This window comes from Bradyrhizobium sp. SZCCHNR1017, assembly GCF_032381375.1.
GTDB lineage: Bacteria > Pseudomonadota > Alphaproteobacteria > Rhizobiales > Xanthobacteraceae > Bradyrhizobium.
On record NZ_JAUHIR010000011.1, the window covers coordinates 204,505 to 222,750 of the forward strand.

Consider the following 18,246-nt stretch of genomic DNA (forward strand, 5'->3'; position numbering starts at 1 on the left):
CTAGGCCCCGCGTCAAAACATCGCTAGATATGCGCCGGCTTTCGGCCCCCGCCCGTGGGGGCCCTGGGTGCGAAGGGCGGGTTCCTTGGTCGACATGGATGCATTGAAGCGGCAGGCAGCGGCGCGTGCGCTGGAGGAGGTCGAGAGCGGCATGAAGCTCGGTCTCGGCACCGGATCGACTGCCAAGCATTTCGTCGATCTGCTCGGAGAAAAGGTGCGCGCCGGCCTCAAGATCGTGGGCGTGCCGACCTCGGAGGCGACAAGGGCGCAGGCGCAAGCGTGCGGCGTGCCGCTGACCACGCTCAATGAGATCGACCGGCTCGACATCACCATCGACGGCGCAGACGAGATCAATCCGGCGCTCGACCTGATCAAGGGCGGCGGCGGCGCGCTGCTGCGCGAGAAGATCGTCGCCAGCGCTTCGGATCGCATGATCGTGATCGCCGACGACAGTAAATGGGTGGCGCAGCTCGGCCGCTACCCGCTGCCGGTCGAGGTGGTTCCGTTCGGCCTCGCCGCGACTCAGCGCGAGATGAGTGACGCCTTCGCCACGGCCGGCGTGTCCGGGCCGATGAGCCTGCGCAAGTCCGCAGACGGCCACGTTTTCGTCACCGATGGCGGCCACTGGATTATCGACGTCCGCCTTGGGGAGATCATGGATCCCCCGCGCCTGGCGGGTCTTTTGAGCGCAATTCCGGGCGTGGTCGAGCATGGGCTGTTCATCGGCCTCGGCAGCACGGCGATCCTGGCAGGCGCACAGGGAATTCGCGTTATCCAGCGGCCCTGAGCGCGGCACGAGGCTGCGCTCATGGCGGCAACTCACAGGAGACTTGGAATGAAGAGCGTGTTCAGAATCTTGCCGGCCGCCGGAATCGTGCTGGCCTTGGCCTCGGCAAGCCCGGTTGCGGCGCAGGGCCAGGCACCTGCGCTGAAGCCGGCCTCGCCCGCCTGCATGGCCGGCGCGCGCGAGATTCTGGGGATGAAGAACGCGGCTGCGATGTACGCCAATGCCGTCCCCGGCATCGTGCAGCAGACCAAGCAGGCGCTGCTGCAGTCCAATCTCAACTACCAGAAGGACCTCGACGAGGTCGCCGTGGTGGTCGCGCAGACCTACGCCGGCAAGGAGAAGGAGATCGGCGAGAAGATGGCGCAGATCTACTGCAACGAGTTCTCCGACCAGGAGATCGCCAACCTCGTCGCCTTCTACAAGTCTGCCATCGGCCAGAAGCTGCTTGCGGCGGAGCCGAAGGCGATCCAGATGAGCATGCAGGCGATGAACCTGTGGGCGGCGGAATTTTCCGACACTGTCACCGCGCAGTTCCGCGCCGAGATGCGCAAACGCAACAAGCCGATCTGAGGCTTGCGGCCGAAAGGCCAGGTCGGGGGAGAGATGGCTGAATTCGACGTCGACCTGTTCGTGATCGGTGGCGGCTCGGGCGGCGTGCGCGCCGCCCGCATCGCGAGCGGCTATGGCGCCCGCGTGATGGTCGCCGAGGAATATCGCATGGGCGGCACCTGCGTGATCCGCGGCTGTGTCCCTAAGAAGCTGTTCGTGATCGGCTCGCATGTCCGTCAGGAGATCGCCGATGCCGCCGGCTTCGGCTGGACCATCCCGACCGCGACCTTCGACTGGCCGACGCTGATCAGGAACAAGGACAAGGAGATCGCCCGGCTCGAGGCGGCCTACACCAGCAACGTCGAGAAGTCTGGCGCCAGGATCGTCAAGACCCGCGCGGTGCTCGAGGACGCCCACACCGTGCGGCTGATGACCGGCGAGACCGTCTGCGCCAAATACATTCTCATCGCGACCGGCGGCGCGCCCAACCACGGCACGCCGATTCCCGGCATCGAGCACGTCATCTCCTCCAACGAGGCGTTTCATCTCGACGAGCTGCCGCGCCGCATCGTGATCCAGGGCGGCGGCTACATCGCGCTCGAATTCGCCTGCATCTTCGCCAATTTCGGCTCCGACGTGACCGTCGTCTATCGCGGCGACAACATCCTGCGCGGTTTCGACGAGGACGTCCGCAAACATGTCCGCTCCGAGATGGAGAAGGAAGGCATCACCATCCTGACCGGCTGCACGGTCACCAGCGTCGACAGGCACGGCCAGGACTACACCACGCATCTGTCGAACGGCTCCAGCATCGCCTCCGACAAGGTGATGTTCGCGATCGGCCGCCATCCGGCGGTGGCCAATCTCGGCCTGGAGAAGGCCGGGGTCGCCATCAATCCAAGGAACGGCGGCATCGCGGTGGACGCGTTCTCGCAGAGCTCGGTGCCGAGCATCTACGCGATCGGCGACGTCACCCATCGCTTCAACCTGACGCCGGTCGCGATCCGCGAGGGCCACGCTTTTGCCGACACCGTGTTCGGCGGCAAGACCGTGCGCGTCGACCACGCGGACATTCCGACGGCCGTGTTCTGCCAGCCTGAAGTGGGCACGGTCGGTCTCACCGAGACGCAGGCGCGCGAGCTGTACGACCGCGTCGACATCTACAAGACGAATTTCCGCCCGATCAAGGCGACGATGTCCGGCCGCGACACCCGCGTTCTGATGAAGCTCGTCGTCGATGGCGCGACCGACCGCGTGCTCGGCTGCCACATCGTCGGCGACATGGCCGCCGAGATCACGCAAGCGGTGGCGATCGCCATCAAGATGAAGGCGACCAAGGCCGATTTCGACGCCACCATCGCGCTGCATCCCTCCGCCGCCGAGGAGCTGGTGACGATGCGCACGGTGACCGAGCGCCACGTGCGGCCGGCGGCGGAGTAGGGCGTCAACCGCTTTTGGGGCTCGTGCCCGGCCGGCGTCCGTAGCGATTGCGGTGGGCCAGTGCTCACGGTGACGACGGTCCACACCGTGGCCGATCGGACTTGCTGCCGTTGGAACCGTTCAGCGGTTGGAGAGCGACCAGCATGTCCCACGATGATTGCCTTGCGACCTATCCGCCGCTGAACACCCTGAAGCCCGTTGCCGAGAACATCTGGATCGTCGACGGGCCCGTGATCCGCTTCGGCATTCCCGGGCTGAAATTTCCGTTTCCCACCCGCATGACCGTGGTGCGATGCGCCTCCGGCGATCTGTTCATCCACTCGCCCACGCCGTTGACGCCGGCGCTGCGGGCCGAGATCGACCGGGAAGGCCGCGTCCGCGACATCATTGGTCCGAATCGCATCCACTATTGGTGGATCCCCGACTGGCAGGCGGCCTTTCCCCACGCGGCAATCTATCTGGCGCCGGGCATTCGCGCGCAGGCGAAGGGCCGCATCGAATTCCAGGGCAGGCCACTGGATCACAGCGGTGGCTATCCCTGGGATGATGAGATCGCGACCTTGCCCGTCCTCGGCAGCTATATGACGGAGGTCGTGTTCTTCCATCGCCCTTCGCGCACGCTGATCCTGACCGATCTGATGGAGAATTTCGAGCCGGCCAAGATCGGTGCCGGCTTGGCGCGCTACCTGAGTTGGATCGGGGGCGTCGGTCCGCCGCATGGCGGCCTGCCGCGCGATCTCCGGCTGACATTTACCTGGCGGCACCGACCCGAGTTGCGGGCCGCGGTCGAGACCATGCTGGCGTGGCACCCCGAGCGGATCGTGATCGCCCATGGCGCCTGGCACCGGACGAACGGCACTGAGATCCTGCGCGAGGCATTCTGCTGGTTGCTGCGGCCTTGAACCGGCGGCAGGGCTTCACGAGACCGGCCTTCGTGATGCCGTGCTTTTCTCTTCCCGCGACGGACGTATAAGCTCGTGCGATTGAGGTTGGCGCCAGGCATCCCTCGGCCGCGGAGGAGCTGGTGACGATGCGCACGGTGACCGAGCGCCACATGCGGCGGTCGGCGGAGTAGGTGGACGACCGCGACGCGCGGCCGGGTCAGGGGCCGGCTCGCCGGTAAAGCGCAAGGGCGCCGGCAAGGCTCAGCAGCGCGCCGCCGCAGATGCGATCGAGCCAGAGGGCACCGGAGCGCTTGAGGAAACGCATCGCTTGCGAGCCCGCGCTCGCGTAGGCGAGCATGATCAGGACATCGAGCATCGCGAAGGTGAGGGCCAGCGTGAGATATTGCGGCAGCTGCGGCGCGGACGGCACCACGAACTGCGGCAGGAATGCCGAGAAGAACAGATAGCCCTTTGGATTGGTGATCGCGACGAGGAAGCTTTTCAGAAACAGCGCGTGCGGCTGTCGTGACCCGTCCTTGCCGTCTGCGGACGCCGCAAGGTCGATCGACCCGCTGGACCGCAGCAGCATCAGCCCGAGATAGGCGAGGTAGGCCACGCCGGTCCACTTCACGACCGAGAACCAGAATTCGGAAGCGGCCAGCAGCGCGCCCAGGCCGACCGCGACGGCGCCGATGAGGATGAAGTCCGAAGCCACCGCGCCGGCGATGCCGGCCCAGGCGCGGCGTACACCGACACGCGAGCCGTTGGTGAGGGCCAGCAGCACCGTCGGACCGGGGGTCGCGATCCCGATGAAGGCGACGATGGCGAAGCTGAAGAGCGTAAGAGCGTTCACGTCAGAATAGCCTCGTTGGCGGAAGACGCGCCAGTAGGGCGCGGTTCGGCCGCGAACGCAAGACGGTCCTTGGAGGCGGCCAGCGATCGTCTTCGCTGACGCACGCTCGACCTGCCGGATCGCCAAGAGGCTTGACTCCCTCCCGGAAAACGCCGCTGGGCGCGATTGCCCGTTCAGCGCTCCACCCGCGAGGCGGTCAACTTCGTCGCGACGTAGGGCAGCGCGAACAGATACAGCCCCGTGCCGAGCAGCACGATGAGCGGAATCAGCGCCAGCAGGCCGACCCACAGTGGGGCTTGCGTCTGCGTCATCGCGGCGATGTTGATGATGACGGCGACCGTGAAGGCGATCGATACCCAGCGATGGACCTGCCGGACGGTGTTGTTCCAGTTCAAGTGCTTCTCCCCTGATGACGTCGTGATGCGCACGCCTCAGCCGAGGCGCGCGACGCTCTGTTCGAGCGCATCGAAGAATTTCGGCCAGCCGTAGCGTGCGCCCTGATAGGCGCGGGTCTGGTCGGCTGCGAAGCCGGTCTGCTCCATGCGCAGGTGCGTGCCCAAGGCGGTCGGCGTCAGCGTCCAGGTCACGACGCTGTCGAGGCCGGCCGCCGCCCAGGTGTAGGACAACGTCTTGTGCGGCTCGATGGTCACGACCTGGCAGTCGACGACGCCCCAGTCGGCCTTCAGCTTGAAGCGATGATCGACCGACGGCGCAAAGTCGTTGGTCATCAGCCACTCCGCGATCAGATGCGGCTGCGTCAGCGCGCGCCAGAGTTTTTCGGGCGGATGCGCGAATTCGCGCTCGACGACGACGGTGCGGGTTTCTGGCGCGGGTGAGCTCATTGATCCATCCTGTTGAGCAGAGTGTCGAGCTGGTCGAACCGGCTCTCCCAGAACGCAGCCATCCGGCTCGTCCAGTCGAGCAGCGGCGCCAGCGCCTTGGGTTGCGCGCGGTAATGCGTCTGGCGGCCTTCGTGACGCTCCCGCACGAGGCCCGCCTGCTTGAGCAGGCCGAGATGCTTCGACACCGCCGGCTGCGATACGCCGGCCTTGGCCGTCAGCGCCCCGACGGTCTGCTCGCCATGCCGGCACAGGCCTTCGAAGATGGCGCGCCGCGTCGGGTCGGCAAGCGTTCGGAACAGCATGTCGGGAGAGCGCGGCATTCGATCCATAATTCGTTGGTTATGGATAAACGCATAACCGGTTGGTTATGGGTTGGTCAAGCGGAATCCTTCGCCGGTCAGGCGCGATGGCGTAGCGCCTCGCACATAACCGCGAAGGCGGGCGTGCTCTGCCCGACGAGCTCGCTTTCGATCGTCTCGGACCGCGGCCCGATCCGGTGCAGCAGACGCTCGCCGGCCTCGGTGGGAGCGACCGATCGCGTCGTGCGCGACAGCAGCCGCACGGCGAGCAAACGAGACTCCGCCGCCGAACACGCCTTCGTGACGAACTCGGGGATCACGGCCACAAGGGACGGCCAGGGGACGTCGCGGTGCTACCAGCCTGATAGCAGTAGCTGGAGGTGACGGAGATGCAGGCCAACGAGACCCCGCCGCAGCGCAAGCTGCCGATCACGCCGCAGGCGGCGCTGGCGGCGAGCGTCCTTGCCATCTTCCTGCTCCTGCACGTTGTCGCCGGTGCGATCCTGCGAGGTGCTGCCATGCGGGACGGCGCGCAGGCGAAGCCGGTTACGACGCTCCCATCCCACGATTGAAGCTCGCTCATGTCAGCCCTCATCAGCCGGAGATATTCATGCCCGGGCTTGCCTCTTTCTTGCTGCTCAGCGCCGCTGTGTTCTCTGGCGCCTTCGTGTCCGGATTGGCCGGATTTGCCTTCTCAGCCGTGGCCGGCGCGATCCTGCTGCATAGTCTGCAGCCGTTGGAGGCGGTGCCGCTGATGATGGCGTGCAGCGTCGGCGTGCAGGCGACGAATCTGTGGGCGTTGCGCAACAGCATCCGATGGAAGGAAAGCCTGGTCCTGATCCTGGGCGGGCTGCTCGGCGTGCCCTTGGCGCTCTGGCTGCTGCGCAACGCCGACGCCCGGCTGTTCCAACAGATGTTCGGACTGACGATCGCGGTCTACGCCGCCACCATGCTGTTCAAGCCCGGCCTCGGCAGCGTTCGACGCATGAGCAGACATCGCACGGCGATCGTCGGATTCGGCGGTGGTCTGATCGGTGGCCTGACCGCGATGCCCGGAGCACTGCCGACCATTTGGTGCGAGATGCACGGCCTGCCGAAAACCGACCAGCGCGGCCTGGTGCAGCCCTTCATTGCCGTGATGCAGATCGCCTCGCTGGGGATGATGCTGGCCCGGCAGGACCTGTCGTCGAGGGTGATCGTCGATCTCGCGCTGAGCATTCCGGCTCTGCTCGCCGGCACGGCGCTCGGCATCTTCGCCTTCCGCAGGGTCAACGACACCTTGTTCAGGAGGCTCATCCTGAGCATTCTGCTGCTGTCCGGTGTGCTGCTTGTTGTCTGACCCCCGGCCGGCTGAATCGCGCCGGCGCCGACACGCCCTGCGATGAGGGCCGGCGACGGCCGTCACCCGACCCAGCCGGTCGCGATGGCATTCGCCCAGTCGTGCATGCCCTTGCGTCGTGCGAGTGCCGCCATCGGCGCGGGATCGTACGGCACATAGCGGATTGTCAGCGACCACCGTCCAAGCCGTTGCTCCGCGATCGCATAGCAGGCATCGGGCGTCCCGGTCTCGACGTGGTAGCCGTGCGGAGGGCGGCCGCGATAGCCGGGTAGCCCGACGCTGCCGGGATTGACGACGAGCCGGCCATCGCTGAGCCGGACAATGCGCGGAATGTGGCTGTGTCCGCACAGGATCAGCGAGGCATCGATGCCGGCGGCCCGTGCTTCGATACGCGCAAGGGGGCTCTGACGCAGCGTGCCATAGGCGGTGACCTCATCGAGCCAGAACACGGCGTCGTCGTCCGGCGCGGCATGGCACAGGAAGACGTCGTCGTGATAGATCAGCGTCGCCGGCTGCGCCGCCAACCAGCCGACATGCACCTGATCGAGGGCGCGGACGTCGCTGCGCCCCGTGTCTCCCGCACGATAGAGATCGATCATGTGCCGGTCCTGATCGCCCCGGATCGACGGAAAGTCGCGCGCCATCAGCATCTCCGCCGTTCGAACCGGTTCGAGCGGGCCGCTGAGATGATCACCGAGATTGACGACCTCATCGATGCCGAGCGCCGCAATGTCCTTCAGGACCGCGGCCAGCGCGTCGGAATTTCCGTGAATGTCGGCAATGGCCGCAAACCGCATGGGAGCCTCCGTTCAGAGAACGGCCGGCAGGGATTTTCCATGCGGGACCCGTTCGCTTTAGCTGCATTTTGAGACGCGCCCGCAAGCTGATGGTCAAATCGGCGCTTGACGGTGTTGATAGCACGGGCCGTCGGGGGCGAACAACCTGTAGGCAGCAGGCGTGCAGCTCGAGCCGTGTTGCCGCTGATCTCTGAAACGCTATTCTCCGGCGCCGCCCTTGTTGTCGTCCGGTAGCGACCGCAGAGCGGTTTGGAATATCTCGGCTGCTTCGTTGGAGCGGTTCAGCAAGCACCATTCCAGCCCAAAGATTTCTCTTTACGAATATCAGAAATCGTGCTCTATTGTGCGCATCCCGCCTCGGTACGGAGGGGCGTAGCGCGCGATCGTCACGACACGCGGGGCGGGGAGCGATGGCCGTGGTTTTGCCGCAGCGTGTCCCTGGATGCGCGGACGAACGGCGAGGCCGCGGACGCGAAGTCGCAGCGTGCTGGCACCCCGACGCTGGTGCTACGTTCGCGACGGCGCTTGCGCGTCGCGCGGGCAATGGTGGCCAACAAGCCCGGCGCACCAGGCAGACTGCGTATAAGCGTGAAGACCATCGCGCAGGGAAGGCCGAGCGTTCTCGGCTGCACCTGTGGTACCTGCCGCCTGCATTTTTTCTCGCAGGCGGGCCGCAGGCGTCAGCCGACGCCTGGCCTTCCCTGCGCCCTCCGACTTGATGAGGGTGAACGAGATGAGCATGACCCGGGCAGTGTCTGTCGCGGGAATGCGATGGTGTGGCTTGTGCGAGAATCCCACCACGCACTCCGCTGTCAACGCCCGGCTTGAACGGGCGATCGAGTACGCCGCGGCGTCTCGATTCAATCGTTGCGATCCCTGGACGACTGGACGTCCGGTCAGCCGGACGATGACCGCGTGGGCGCTGTCGCGTGCAACATCGAAATATGTCGCTCGGGTGCGACCATCTCCACCCTGCGGAATATTTTCCACGCTTGCCAAGCTCTATCCAACGGTCCAAAAAATCTCCAACCACCCGGGACGAAACGACAGGAAGCGGAGACGGAGTTGACCATCAAGGGCAAGGCCTACATTGCCGGGATCTATGAGCATCCGACCCGGCATGCACCCGACAAATCCACCGCGCAGCTGCATGCCGAGGTCGCCAAGGGCGCGCTCGAGGATGCGGGTCTCAGCGCGAAGGATGTCGACGGCTATTTCTGCGCCGGCGACGCGCCGGGCGGCGCGTGGCCGATGGTCGACTATCTCGGGCTGAAGGTCCGGCACATCGACTCCACCGAGACCGGCGGCTGCTCCTATCTCATCCATGTTGGCCATGCCGCCGAGGCCATCGCCGCCGGTAAATGCTCGATCGCGCTGATCACCTTGGCCGGCAAGCCGCGCACCGGGCCGATGCCGCCGCGTGCCGCTGGCGCCGAGGCCGATTTCGAGATGGCCTATGGCGCCACCACCCACAACGCCTATGGCATGTGCGCGATGCGCCACATGCACGATTACGGCACCACGTCGGAGCAGCTCGCCTGGATCAAGGTCGCGGCCTCGCATCATGCGCAGTACAATCCGCATGCGATGCTGAAGGAGGTCGTCACGGTCGAGGACGTGATCAACTCGCCGATGATCTCCGATCCGCTGCACCGCATGGATTGCTGCGTCGTCACCGACGGCGGCGGCGCGCTGATCGTGACCACGCCGGAGATCGCCAGGAGTCTGAAGAAGCCGCTGGTGCGTCTCATCGGCCATGGCGAGGCGATGAAGGGGCCGCGCGGCGGCAAGGACCTCGATCTCACTTATTCCGCCGGTGTGTGGTCCGGCCCGCGCGCCTTCGCGGAAGCGGGCGTGACCCCCAAGGACATCAAATACGCCTCGATCTATGACAGCTTCACCATCACCGTGCTGATGCAGCTCGAGGATCTCGGCTTCTGCAAGAAGGGTGAGGGCGGCAAGTTCGTCGCCGACGGCAATCTCATCTCCGGTGTCGGCAAGCTGCCGTTCAACACCGATGGCGGCGGCCTCTGCAGCAACCATCCCGTCAACCGCGGCGGCATGACCAAGGTGATCGAGGCCGTGCGCCAGCTGCGCGGCGAAGCCCATCCCAAGGTGCAGGTGCAAAACTGCGATCTCGCCATCGCCCATGGCACCGGCGGCCTGCTCGGCGTGCGCCACGCCGCCTCGACCTGCATTCTGGAGCGCGTCTGATGTCCGAAGCGAAGAGACTGCCGGCCCCCATCACCAATCCCGAGACCAAGGCGTTCTGGGATGCCGCCGCCGAGGGCAAGTTCATGATCAAGCGCTGCACGGCGTGTGGCGAGGCGCATTATTTTCCGCGCTCGATCTGCCCGTTCTGCTTCTCGGACCAGACGGTGTGGGAGCAGAGCGCGGGCGAGGGGGAAATCTACACGTTCTCGATCATGCGGAAGTCGCCGACCGGCCCTTACGCGATCGGCTACGTCACCTTGAATGAGGGCCCGTCGCTGCAGACCAATTTCGTCGATTGCGATTTCGACGCGTTGAAGATCGGCCAGAAGGTGAAGGTTGTGTTCAAGCCGACCGACGGCGCCCCGCTGCCGTTCTTCACGCCGGTTTAGGAGAGGGAGCAAAGATGCATCCACGCGTCATTGCGAGGAGCGAAGCGACGAAGCAATCCAGAGTCCTTGCGCAGCCCTGGATTGCTTCGCTCCGCTCGCAATGACGGATGCGGAACGAGCGGTGTGCTCCACGACGAGTGCGTAGGGTGGGCAAAGGTGCAGAGCGCCGTGCCCACCGTTCTACCAAGAAAGGCGGTGGGCACGCTTCGCTTTTCCCACCCTACAAAGAACGAGGTTTGGGGAGGCAACATGCCGATCAACTACGATGAGCTGATGGCGATGAAGGCGATCGGGCAGAACTACGCCTACACCGATCGCGAGGTGATGCTCTACGCCTACGGCATCGGCATGGGGGCCGATCCGATGGACGAGAAGGAGCTTGCCTTCGTCAACGAGGCCACGGCCGAGCCGCGTCCACTGAAGGTGGTGCCAACCTTTGCCTCCGTCGCCGCCTGGGGCGCGGGCCCCGGCGACATGAAGCTGAACCGCGTGCTGGTCGTCGACGGCGAGCGCGACATCACCTTTCACAAGCCGCTGGCGACCGCGGCGAAGATCACGGCCGACTCCTCCGTGCTCGCGGTGTCCGACAAGGGCAAGGACAAGGGCGCGGTCATCCGCCATCAGACGATCTTGCGCGACGAGGGCGGCGCTCCGCTGGCGACCCTGGTGGCCTCGCGCTTCGCCCGCGGCGATGGCGGCTTCGGCGGTCCCTCGGGCGGCATCCCCGAACCGCATCCGGTGCCGTCGCGTGCACCCGACCGCAGCGTCGAGATTTCGACGCGGCCCGACCAGGCGCTGATCTACCGCCTGTGCGGCGACCGCAACCCGCTACACTCGGATCCCGAATTCGCGCGCCGCGCGGGCTTCCCGCGGCCGATTCTGCACGGCATGTGCACCTACGGCCTGACCTGCCGCGCCGTGCTGCAGACCTACGCCGACTACGATGCGTCAGCCTTCCGCCAGCACGCCGCGCGATTCTCCTCGCCGGTGTTTCCCGGCGAGACCGTGACGGTCGATCTGTGGAAGGACGGCGACGTGATCTCGTTCGAGGCGCGGGTGAAGGAGCGGAACGTCACCGTGATCAAGAACGGCAAGACGGTGCTGGGTTGATTATTGCCATGTGAGGCACGTCTGTTAGTTGCCGTCATGGCCGGGCTTGACCCGGGCATCCATCCTCTTCCGAAGATGGATGGCCGGGTCAAGCCCGGCCATGACGGGCAACAAAAGACACGGCGCAGGAGGAGACACCCATGGGACTGCTCGACGGCAAGGTGGCGCTGATCACCGGCGCAGGTGGCGGGCTCGGAGAGGCCTACGCAAAACTGTTTGCACGCGAGGGCGCGGCTGTGGTGGTCAACGACCTCGGTGGCCCGCGCGACGGCTCCGGCTCGGACCTGTCGATGGCCGAGCAGGTGGTGGCGGCCATCACCGCTGAAGGCGGCCGCGCCGTCGCCAACGGCGCCGACATCTCGACCATGGCCGGCGGCCAGTCGGTGTTCGACGATGCCATCCGCCATTTCGGTCGCGCCGACATCCTGGTCAACAATGCCGGCATCCTGCGCGACCAGACCTTCGCCAAGTCGAGCGAGGCCGACTGGGACAAGGTGGTCCAGGTGCACCTCAAGGGCACCTTCTGCTGCACGCTTCCCGTGTTCCGCTGGATGCGCGACAATGGCGGCGGCGTCATCGTCAACACCTCCTCGACCTCGGGCCTGATCGGCAATTTCGGCCAGTCCAATTACGGCGCCGCGAAGGGCGGTATCTGGGGCCTGTCGAACGTGCTGGCGATCGAGGGACGCAAGTACAACATCCGGGTGTGGACCTTGGCGCCGGGCGCACTGACCCGCATGACCGCGGACCTGCCGCGCTACAAGGAAAACCCGGGCGCGGCGCTGACGCCCGAGGGCATCGCGCCGGCCGTGCTCTACATGGTCAGCAGACTCTCGGGGGATCAGACCGGCAAGGTGCTCGGCGTGTCCGGTCCACGCGGCGTGCGCGAGTTGCGTATGATGGAAATGGACGGCTGGAAACCGCCGTCGTCGGCGTGGAAAGCGGAGGACATCGCCGCCCATGCAGAGGAGATATTCTTTTCGGAGGCCGATATAGCCAAGTCCGCACGGCGGTTTTGATGTATTCAGGTCGTCATTTCGGGCCTGCGCCTGGCGCGTCCGGAATGACAGAGAGGTTGGAGACCAGACCAGATGAAGCTCACCGCCGCCGCCAAAGGCACCTTCGCGATCGCGCCGACGCCGTTCCATGATGACGGTCGCATCGACGAGGCCTCGATCGACCGGCTGGTCGATTTCTATGCCGAGGCCGGCTGCGACGGCATCACCGTGCTGGGCATCATGGGCGAGGCGCCGAAGCTGGACGCCGCTGAATCCGAGCAGGTTGCAGTGCGCTTTGCCAAGCGGGCCAAGAACCTGCAGATCATCGTCGGTGTCTCCGCGCCGGGTTTTGCCACCATGCGCGCGCTGGCGCGCGCCTCGATGGATGCGGGCGCTGCCGGCGTGATGATCGCGCCGCCGCCGAGCCTGCGCACCGATGATCAGATCACGGGCTATTTCAAGCAGGCCCAGGAGGCCATCGGCGAGGACATTCCGTGGGTGCTGCAGGACTACCCGCTGACGCTGAGCGTCCAGTTCACGCCGGCCGTCATCCGCAAGATCGTCATGGACAGCCCCTCCTGCGTGATGCTCAAGCATGAGGACTGGCCGGGCCTGGAGAAGATCTCGACGCTGCGCGCGTTCCAGAAGGACGGCTCGCTGCGGCCGCTGTCGATCCTGTGCGGCAATGGCGGCCTGTTCCTCGACTTCGAGATGGAGCGCGGCGCCGACGGTGCCATGACCGGCTACGCCTTCCCTGAAATGCTGGTCGACGTGGTCAAGCTGTCGCAGGCGGGCAAGCGCGACGCCGCGCATGACCTGTTCGACGCGCATCTGCCGCTGGTGCGCTACGAGCAGCAGCCGGGGGCAGGGCTGGCCGTGCGCAAATACGTGCTGCAGAAGCGCGGCGCGATCGCCTCCAGCGCGCAGCGCAAGCCGGCCTCCGCGATCACGGCCGCGGCCAGGGCCGAGGTCGACTATCTCTTGTCGCGCGTGGCGCGTTACGACGCGCGTGCCAATCTGCAACCTCGTGCCACCGCCGCGGAGTGACCATGGCTGACGCTGCCGCCGTCCGTCCCGCCTCGACCGTGCTGCTGCTGCGCGACAGCGCAGTCGCGCGCGAGATCGAGGTGTTCATGATGGTGCGTCACCATCAGATCGAGTTCAACTCGGGCGCCCTGGTGTTTCCCGGCGGTAGCGTCGACAGAGGCGATCAGGAGATCGCCGGCAGGCCGGAGCTCTATGCCGGCGACGAGGGTCTTGAAGCCGAGGCGCTCGGCTTCCGCATCGCCGGGGTGCGCGAGACCTTCGAGGAGAGCGGCATCCTGCTGGCGCGGCTGCGCCGATCGGACGCGCTGATCGATGCCGCTGCCGCTCGCGACATCGAGGCGGCGCATCGTCTGGCACTGTGCGAGGGCAAGATCAGCTTTCTCCAGGTTCTGGAAGCTCACGGTCTGGTGCTGGCGCTCGATGCGCTCGTTCCCTACGCCCATTGGATCACGCCCGAGGGCATGCCGAAACGCTTCGACACCTGGTTCTTTCTGGCGGCGGCGCCGCCGGACCAACTCGGCGCCCATGACGGCCGGGAATCGACCGACTCCGTCTGGGTCTCGCCGCGCGAGGCGCTGGCCGGCGGCGAGGACGGCCGGTTCAAGCTGCCGTTCCCGACCACGCGCAACCTGATCCGGCTCGGCAAGCAGCCCGCGGTGGCCGACGCCCTGGCGGCGGCGCGGGACATGGACATCGTCACCGTGATGCCGGTCATGACCAAGACCGCCGAGGGCGGTCGCCAGCTGCGCATTCCGCGCGAGGCGGGCTATGATGGGGAGGTGTTCGAGTTCGGTGCGGCCGGTTAACCGCACAGGCTATTTTTCGTCCGGCGGATGATGCGCGGACGAAAATTGTTCTCTATATGTTCATTTGGCCGCCCGGCGGCTCGTATATAGTGCGGTTCCGACCATCGGATCCCATGAGTAGATTACCGGACCTCGACACGGCCTGCAGCAGCCTCCGATCGATGACGATCGGGCGGATGATCTTTGGCAGCTTTTTGCTGCTGCTTGCCGTCATCACCGCGACCAGCATGGCGAGCGTGATCGCCATTCGGCATATCGATTCGACCTTTGCCGAGTTGCAGCGGTTGCAGGGCGTCGGCGATCTCGCCGAGGAGATCGACCAGCGCATGAACGAGCTGCGGCTCGCGGCGCGCGATTTCGTCACCGATCCCGGCTCGCGCTCCGACCGTGCCATGGAGGCGGCGACCGAGCTCAGCGCGCTCCTGAAGAAGACGCGCCTGCAGCTCGCACCGGAGCAGCAGGCGACCATCGACGGCGTTGCCCAGCGGCTCGCCAATTACCGCGAAGGCATCGACCGCATCAGCGCGCTGATCGCGCGGCGTGCCGAGCTGCTATCGGGTTTGCCGGCGGCGCGCGAGAGCTTCGAGGACGCCATCGCCGGCCTGACTGATCGCGCCACGGCGCGGGCCTTGTTCCAGGTGCAGAATCAGGTCGGCGCGGCGCTGCTGGCGCGCGACCCGGCCGGCGCCGAGCAGGCCGCCCGCAGCATGCGCGCAATGCCGATCGAGGACAGCGCGCTTCGTGCGGCCGCCGACCGCTATGCCGAGGCGATCATCGCCATTGCCGGCACCGAGGACGAGATCGCGCGCCTCGACAAGGAGGTGCTGGGCATCGAGGGGCGGCTGATCGGCCGGGTCACCGAGTTGCTGCGCGCCCTGAGCGCAAGCCAGGGCAAGGTGCTGTCGCGCGACTTCGCCCGCACCTTGGCGGAGACGAAATGGCAAAGCATCATCTTCGGCACGGCGGGCGTTCTGATCGGCATATTCGCTGCGTCCTTCGTGGTCCGGCGCACCGTGCGGCCGCTGGCGTCGATCGCGCGCTCGATCAGGGCGCTGGCGGCGGGCGAAAAGGCGGCGTCGATCCCGCAGACCGACGTTCAGAACGAGATCGGCGACATCGCGCGGGCGGCGGAAGTCTTCCGGCAGACTTTGCAGGATGCCGACGCGGCGCGTGAGGCGGCGGTCCGCGCGCTGGCCGAGCAGCGGCTGGCCGAAGAGAGCTATCGCAAGCTGTTCGAAGCTTCGATCGACGGCATCTATGTGACCACACCGAGTGGTCTCGTGCTCAATGCCAATCCGGCGCTCGCGCGCATCATGGGCTACGAATCCGCGAGCGAGCTGATCCAGAGCGTGAACGACATCGCGGATACGATCTATGTCCATCCCCTGGCGCGCGAACGCTATCAGCGGCTGATGCGGCGCGACGGCATGGTGCGCGAGTTCGAATACCAGGTGCGGCGGCGCACCGGCGAGATCCGCTGGCTTTCCGACAGCGGCACGGTGGTGCGGGATGAGAACGGCGAGGTGGTTCGCTACGAAGGCGTGGTCCGCGACATCACGGATCAGAAGCGCGCCGAGGACGCGATCGCTGAAGGCCGGCGATTGCTGCAGCAGGTCATCGACACGGTGCCGGCGGTGATCAACGTCAAGGATCGCGAGCTGCGCTATGTCCTGATGAACCGCTACATGGCCGGCATCTTCAACGTCGAGCCCGAGGATGCGCTCGGCCGCACCACGGGCGAGCTGATGTCGCGCTACGGCGCGAACAAGACGGACTCGAACGACAAGCGCGTGCTGGCGACGAAGGCCGGCCTCGGGTTCTACGAGGAGGAATACCTCGATTCATGCAACGTCATGCGGCAATGGCTGGTCAACAAGCTGCCGCTTCTCGACGCCGACGGCGAGGTCGACAAGATCGTCACGGTGGCGCTCGACATCGGCGAGCGCAAGAAGAGCGAACTGGAGATGCGCAAGGCCAAGGAGGCCGCCGAGACGGCGCTCCGGAACCTGCGCGACACCCAGGCCTCGCTGATCGAAGCCGAGAAGCTCGCGGCGCTCGGGCGCATGGTCGCCGGCGTTGCCCACGAGGTCAACAACCCCGTCGGCATCAGCCTGACGGTCGCCTCCGCGCTCGAGCGCAAGACCGAGCGCTTCAGCGAGGCGGTCACGCGGGGTGAGCTGCGGCGGTCGAGCCTCAACGAGTTCATCGAGATGAGCCGCAGCGCCGCGGGGCAGCTCGTCGCCAATCTCAATCGCGCGGCCGAACTGATCCAGTCGTTCAAGCAGGTCGCAGCGGACCGCAACTACTCCGACCAGCGTACCTTCGATCTCGCCGATCTCACCGAGCAGGTGGTGATGAGCCTGCGCCCGGGTGTGCGCAGACAGAACCTGACGGTGAACGTGGATTGCCAGCCCGATCTGGTGATGAACAGCTACCCCGGGCCTTACGGGCAGGTCCTGACCAATCTGTTCCTCAATGCGGTCGCGCACGCGTTTCCGGACGGCAGGAGCGGTGTGATCGAAATCAGGGCGCGGGAGTCCGGCCGCGACAATGTCGAGATCGTCTTTTCCGACAATGGCTGCGGCATGTCGCTCGACGTCCGCCGCCGCGCCTTCGATCCTTTCTTCACGACGCGCCGCGACCAGGGCGGCACCGGCCTGGGCCTTCACATCGTCTACAGCATCGTGACCAGCCGGCTTGGCGGGCGGCTCGATCTGGACTCCGAGCCTGGCGCGGGCACGCGCATCCAGATCATTCTGCCGCGGGTCGCACCTCTCGAGCAGGCGGCCGAGTAGGGAGATCTGCGTAACCCCCCGGATTGACTCTCACGAAGCCGAGATCGAATCGAAATCTGGCCCGGTTGATGCATTTCCATCCCGCGCACCCTGGGGTGGTGCAGGAGCCAGATGGAAATGAGCAGATGGATCGTGTCCCGCGGCCATGGGCCGCATCGCGCTGATCGTGCCGACATCAGCAACACGGGTTCGAGGCGGCAGGCGGTCGCGCGATGGAAGCCGCCTGTCCAAGTCAGCAGTGCGGCGCTGTTGATCGCACTCGCCGCGCCACCGTCACTGGCGCGTGATCGCGGCCAGTATGCGAACTCGTCGCCGGAGATCAAGGCATGGTTCGACGGTCTGCGCAGCGGCAAGGGCCCATGCTGCTCTGACGCCGACGGCAGCGCCGTCAGCGATGTCGACTGGGAGAGCAGGGGCGGTCACTACCGCGTCCGTATCGAGGGGGAATGGCTCGATGTTCCCGACGACGCAGTCATCACCGAGCCCAACCGTGTCGGCCGCACCATGGTATGGCCGATGCGCGGCTATCAGGGCCTCCAGATCCGCTGCTTCATGCCGGGCAGCATGACGTAGCCGTGCGGGGCGGCGGTCAGACGTATTTCTTGTCGCGCTCCAGGAGCTCGATGGAAATGCCCTGCGGCCCGCGGATGAAGCAGATGCGAACACCGGGGCGGATCGTGGTCGGCTCGGTCGTGAAGGTGACGCCTTTGGCCTTCAGCTCGGCGGCCGCGGCGTCGATGTCCTTCACGGTGAGGCCGAAATGATCGAGGCCCTGGTGCGGCGTCATAGGCGGCGCGTTGACGCCGTCGCCCGGCTCGACCTTGGCGATGAACACGCTGGCGCCGCCGAGCCGGACGTCGATGCGGCCGGGATTGCGGATGATCTCGCCGCCGAGAATGTCGTGAAGCCAGCTGGCGGTGGCTTCCGGGTCCGGACTGCGGAGATGGATGTGGTCCCACGTGACATTCAACATCGTCGAGATCTTTCGAAAGAGTGAACCGCCCGCGGCGGGGCGGCGTTTCTTGAGGTGTCGGCAACTGTGCGAATGTCTACCGGTCTGTCAGCGGCCGCGCCAGCCCGGCTGACCGGCCGGTATC

At 66.1% G+C, this 18,246-nt stretch carries 20 protein-coding genes and 1 pseudogene; 14 read left to right on the forward strand and 7 right to left on the reverse strand.

Features of this window, described 5'->3' with window-relative positions; genetic code table 11:
• The first annotated feature begins 94 nt into the window (after positions 1-94).
• From rpiA to QW863_RS25450, 4 genes are all read left to right on the forward strand, one after another.
• Positions 95-787 (forward strand): ribose-5-phosphate isomerase RpiA, encoded by a 693-nt coding sequence (rpiA, locus tag QW863_RS25435; protein WP_315717743.1) that lies wholly within the window; start codon positions 95-97, stop codon positions 785-787.
• 48 nt (positions 788-835) lie between these two features.
• Positions 836-1,357 carry a DUF2059 domain-containing protein gene (locus QW863_RS25440; RefSeq protein WP_315717652.1) on the forward strand — a complete coding sequence of 174 codons (522 nt, stop codon included), beginning with the start codon at positions 836-838 and terminating at the stop codon, positions 1,355-1,357.
• A 33-nt stretch (positions 1,358-1,390) separates the two neighbouring features.
• Positions 1,391-2,776, forward strand: a complete 1,386-nt coding sequence (gene gor, locus QW863_RS25445) for a glutathione-disulfide reductase (RefSeq protein ID WP_315717653.1) — start codon at positions 1,391-1,393, stop codon at positions 2,774-2,776.
• A gap of 143 nt (positions 2,777-2,919) precedes the next feature.
• Complete coding sequence (locus tag QW863_RS25450; protein ID WP_315717654.1) at positions 2,920-3,678, forward strand: DUF4336 domain-containing protein; 759 nt, start codon at positions 2,920-2,922, stop codon at positions 3,676-3,678.
• Positions 3,679-3,877: 199 nt separating this feature from the next.
• Here QW863_RS25450 and QW863_RS25455 read toward each other — a convergent pair whose 3' ends face one another.
• The 5 genes and pseudogenes from QW863_RS25455 to QW863_RS25475 all read right to left on the reverse strand — a co-directional run.
• Entirely contained in the window at positions 3,878-4,513 is a 636-nt protein-coding gene (locus tag QW863_RS25455) for a LysE family translocator (RefSeq protein WP_315717655.1), read from the reverse strand.
• Positions 4,514-4,686: 173 nt separating this feature from the next.
• Positions 4,687-4,908, reverse strand: coding sequence for a hypothetical protein (locus QW863_RS25460; RefSeq protein ID WP_315717656.1), 222 nt, complete (start codon positions 4,906-4,908; stop codon positions 4,687-4,689).
• A 36-nt stretch (positions 4,909-4,944) separates the two neighbouring features.
• Entirely contained in the window at positions 4,945-5,355 is a 411-nt protein-coding gene (locus QW863_RS25465; protein WP_315717657.1) for an SRPBCC domain-containing protein, read from the reverse strand.
• Positions 5,352-5,675, reverse strand: coding sequence for a metalloregulator ArsR/SmtB family transcription factor (locus QW863_RS25470; RefSeq protein WP_315717658.1), 324 nt, complete (start codon positions 5,673-5,675; stop codon positions 5,352-5,354). Before QW863_RS25470 ends, QW863_RS25465 begins: the two co-directional genes overlap by 4 nt.
• Positions 5,676-5,755: 80 nt before the next feature.
• Positions 5,756-5,923, reverse strand: a pseudogene (locus tag QW863_RS25475) (LysR family transcriptional regulator); the annotation flags it as partial.
• A 120-nt stretch (positions 5,924-6,043) separates the two neighbouring features.
• Between QW863_RS25475 and QW863_RS25480 the strand changes: the two are divergent.
• Positions 6,044-6,226, forward strand: a complete 183-nt coding sequence (locus tag QW863_RS25480) for a hypothetical protein (RefSeq protein ID WP_315717659.1) — start codon at positions 6,044-6,046, stop codon at positions 6,224-6,226.
• Between the two features lie 38 nt (positions 6,227-6,264).
• Positions 6,265-6,993: a sulfite exporter TauE/SafE family protein gene (locus QW863_RS25485; RefSeq protein ID WP_315717660.1), complete on the forward strand. Its 729-nt coding sequence runs from the start codon at positions 6,265-6,267 to the stop codon at positions 6,991-6,993.
• Positions 6,994-7,055: 62 nt separating this feature from the next.
• Here QW863_RS25485 and QW863_RS25490 read toward each other — a convergent pair whose 3' ends face one another.
• Positions 7,056-7,790 (reverse strand): metallophosphoesterase family protein, encoded by a 735-nt coding sequence (locus QW863_RS25490; RefSeq protein ID WP_315717661.1) that lies wholly within the window; start codon positions 7,788-7,790, stop codon positions 7,056-7,058.
• A gap of 1,065 nt (positions 7,791-8,855) precedes the next feature.
• On the opposite strand from QW863_RS25490, the gene QW863_RS25495 reads away from it, so the two are divergent.
• The 8 genes from QW863_RS25495 to QW863_RS25530 all read left to right on the forward strand — a co-directional run bounded on the left by QW863_RS25495 (position 8,856) and on the right by QW863_RS25530 (position 17,722).
• Positions 8,856-10,004: a thiolase domain-containing protein gene (locus QW863_RS25495; protein WP_315717662.1), complete on the forward strand. Its 1,149-nt coding sequence runs from the start codon at positions 8,856-8,858 to the stop codon at positions 10,002-10,004.
• The gene (locus tag QW863_RS25500; protein WP_315717663.1) at positions 10,004-10,393 is read left to right on the forward strand and encodes a Zn-ribbon domain-containing OB-fold protein; all 390 of its coding nucleotides are present in this window, start codon (positions 10,004-10,006) and stop codon (positions 10,391-10,393) included. Before QW863_RS25495 ends, QW863_RS25500 begins: the two co-directional genes overlap by 1 nt.
• A 249-nt stretch (positions 10,394-10,642) precedes the next feature.
• Complete coding sequence (locus QW863_RS25505) at positions 10,643-11,503, forward strand: MaoC family dehydratase (protein ID WP_315717664.1); 861 nt, start codon at positions 10,643-10,645, stop codon at positions 11,501-11,503.
• Between the two features lie 140 nt (positions 11,504-11,643).
• The gene (locus QW863_RS25510) at positions 11,644-12,522 is read left to right on the forward strand and encodes an SDR family oxidoreductase (RefSeq protein ID WP_315717665.1); all 879 of its coding nucleotides are present in this window, start codon (positions 11,644-11,646) and stop codon (positions 12,520-12,522) included.
• 72 nt (positions 12,523-12,594) lie between these two features.
• Positions 12,595-13,548, forward strand: a complete 954-nt coding sequence (locus tag QW863_RS25515) for a dihydrodipicolinate synthase family protein (RefSeq protein ID WP_315717666.1) — start codon at positions 12,595-12,597, stop codon at positions 13,546-13,548.
• A gap of 2 nt (positions 13,549-13,550) precedes the next feature.
• Positions 13,551-14,354, forward strand: coding sequence for an NUDIX hydrolase (locus QW863_RS25520; RefSeq protein WP_315717667.1), 804 nt, complete (start codon positions 13,551-13,553; stop codon positions 14,352-14,354).
• Positions 14,355-14,467: 113 nt separating this feature from the next.
• The gene (locus QW863_RS25525) at positions 14,468-17,149 is read left to right on the forward strand and encodes a PAS domain S-box protein (RefSeq protein WP_315717744.1); all 2,682 of its coding nucleotides are present in this window, start codon (positions 14,468-14,470) and stop codon (positions 17,147-17,149) included.
• A 117-nt stretch (positions 17,150-17,266) separates the two neighbouring features.
• Complete coding sequence (locus QW863_RS25530) at positions 17,267-17,722, forward strand: hypothetical protein (RefSeq protein WP_409977965.1); 456 nt, start codon at positions 17,267-17,269, stop codon at positions 17,720-17,722.
• A gap of 16 nt (positions 17,723-17,738) precedes the next feature.
• Here the strand turns inward: QW863_RS25530 and QW863_RS25535 are convergent, their stop codons facing one another.
• A complete protein-coding gene (locus tag QW863_RS25535; RefSeq protein ID WP_315717669.1) occupies positions 17,739-18,122 on the reverse strand; it encodes a VOC family protein in 384 nt (127 codons plus the stop codon).
• Positions 18,123-18,246: the final 124 nt, after the last annotated feature.

What these genes read in the sequence shown, in the direction of transcription:
- rpiA (WP_315717743.1), top strand. Translation starts at nt 95, where the DNA reads ATGGATGCATTGAAGCGGCAGGCAGCGGCGCGTGCGCTGGAGGAGGTC.
- QW863_RS25440 (WP_315717652.1), top strand. Translation starts at nt 836, where the DNA reads ATGAAGAGCGTGTTCAGAATCTTGCCGGCCGCCGGAATCGTGCTGGCC.
- gor (WP_315717653.1), top strand. Translation starts at nt 1,391, where the DNA reads ATGGCTGAATTCGACGTCGACCTGTTCGTGATCGGTGGCGGCTCGGGC.
- QW863_RS25450 (WP_315717654.1), top strand. Translation starts at nt 2,920, where the DNA reads ATGTCCCACGATGATTGCCTTGCGACCTATCCGCCGCTGAACACCCTG.
- QW863_RS25465 (WP_315717657.1), bottom strand. Translation starts at nt 5,355, where the DNA reads ATGAGCTCACCCGCGCCAGAAACCCGCACCGTCGTCGTCGAGCGCGAA.
- QW863_RS25470 (WP_315717658.1), bottom strand. Translation starts at nt 5,675, where the DNA reads ATGCCGCGCTCTCCCGACATGCTGTTCCGAACGCTTGCCGACCCGACG.
- QW863_RS25480 (WP_315717659.1), top strand. Translation starts at nt 6,044, where the DNA reads ATGCAGGCCAACGAGACCCCGCCGCAGCGCAAGCTGCCGATCACGCCG.
- QW863_RS25485 (WP_315717660.1), top strand. Translation starts at nt 6,265, where the DNA reads ATGCCCGGGCTTGCCTCTTTCTTGCTGCTCAGCGCCGCTGTGTTCTCT.
- QW863_RS25490 (WP_315717661.1), bottom strand. Translation starts at nt 7,790, where the DNA reads ATGCGGTTTGCGGCCATTGCCGACATTCACGGAAATTCCGACGCGCTG.
- QW863_RS25500 (WP_315717663.1), top strand. Translation starts at nt 10,004, where the DNA reads ATGTCCGAAGCGAAGAGACTGCCGGCCCCCATCACCAATCCCGAGACC.
- QW863_RS25505 (WP_315717664.1), top strand. Translation starts at nt 10,643, where the DNA reads ATGCCGATCAACTACGATGAGCTGATGGCGATGAAGGCGATCGGGCAG.
- QW863_RS25510 (WP_315717665.1), top strand. Translation starts at nt 11,644, where the DNA reads ATGGGACTGCTCGACGGCAAGGTGGCGCTGATCACCGGCGCAGGTGGC.
- QW863_RS25515 (WP_315717666.1), top strand. Translation starts at nt 12,595, where the DNA reads ATGAAGCTCACCGCCGCCGCCAAAGGCACCTTCGCGATCGCGCCGACG.
- QW863_RS25520 (WP_315717667.1), top strand. Translation starts at nt 13,551, where the DNA reads ATGGCTGACGCTGCCGCCGTCCGTCCCGCCTCGACCGTGCTGCTGCTG.
- QW863_RS25525 (WP_315717744.1), top strand. Translation starts at nt 14,468, where the DNA reads ATGAGTAGATTACCGGACCTCGACACGGCCTGCAGCAGCCTCCGATCG.
- QW863_RS25530 (WP_409977965.1), top strand. Translation starts at nt 17,267, where the DNA reads ATGAGCAGATGGATCGTGTCCCGCGGCCATGGGCCGCATCGCGCTGAT.
- QW863_RS25535 (WP_315717669.1), bottom strand. Translation starts at nt 18,122, where the DNA reads ATGTTGAATGTCACGTGGGACCACATCCATCTCCGCAGTCCGGACCCG.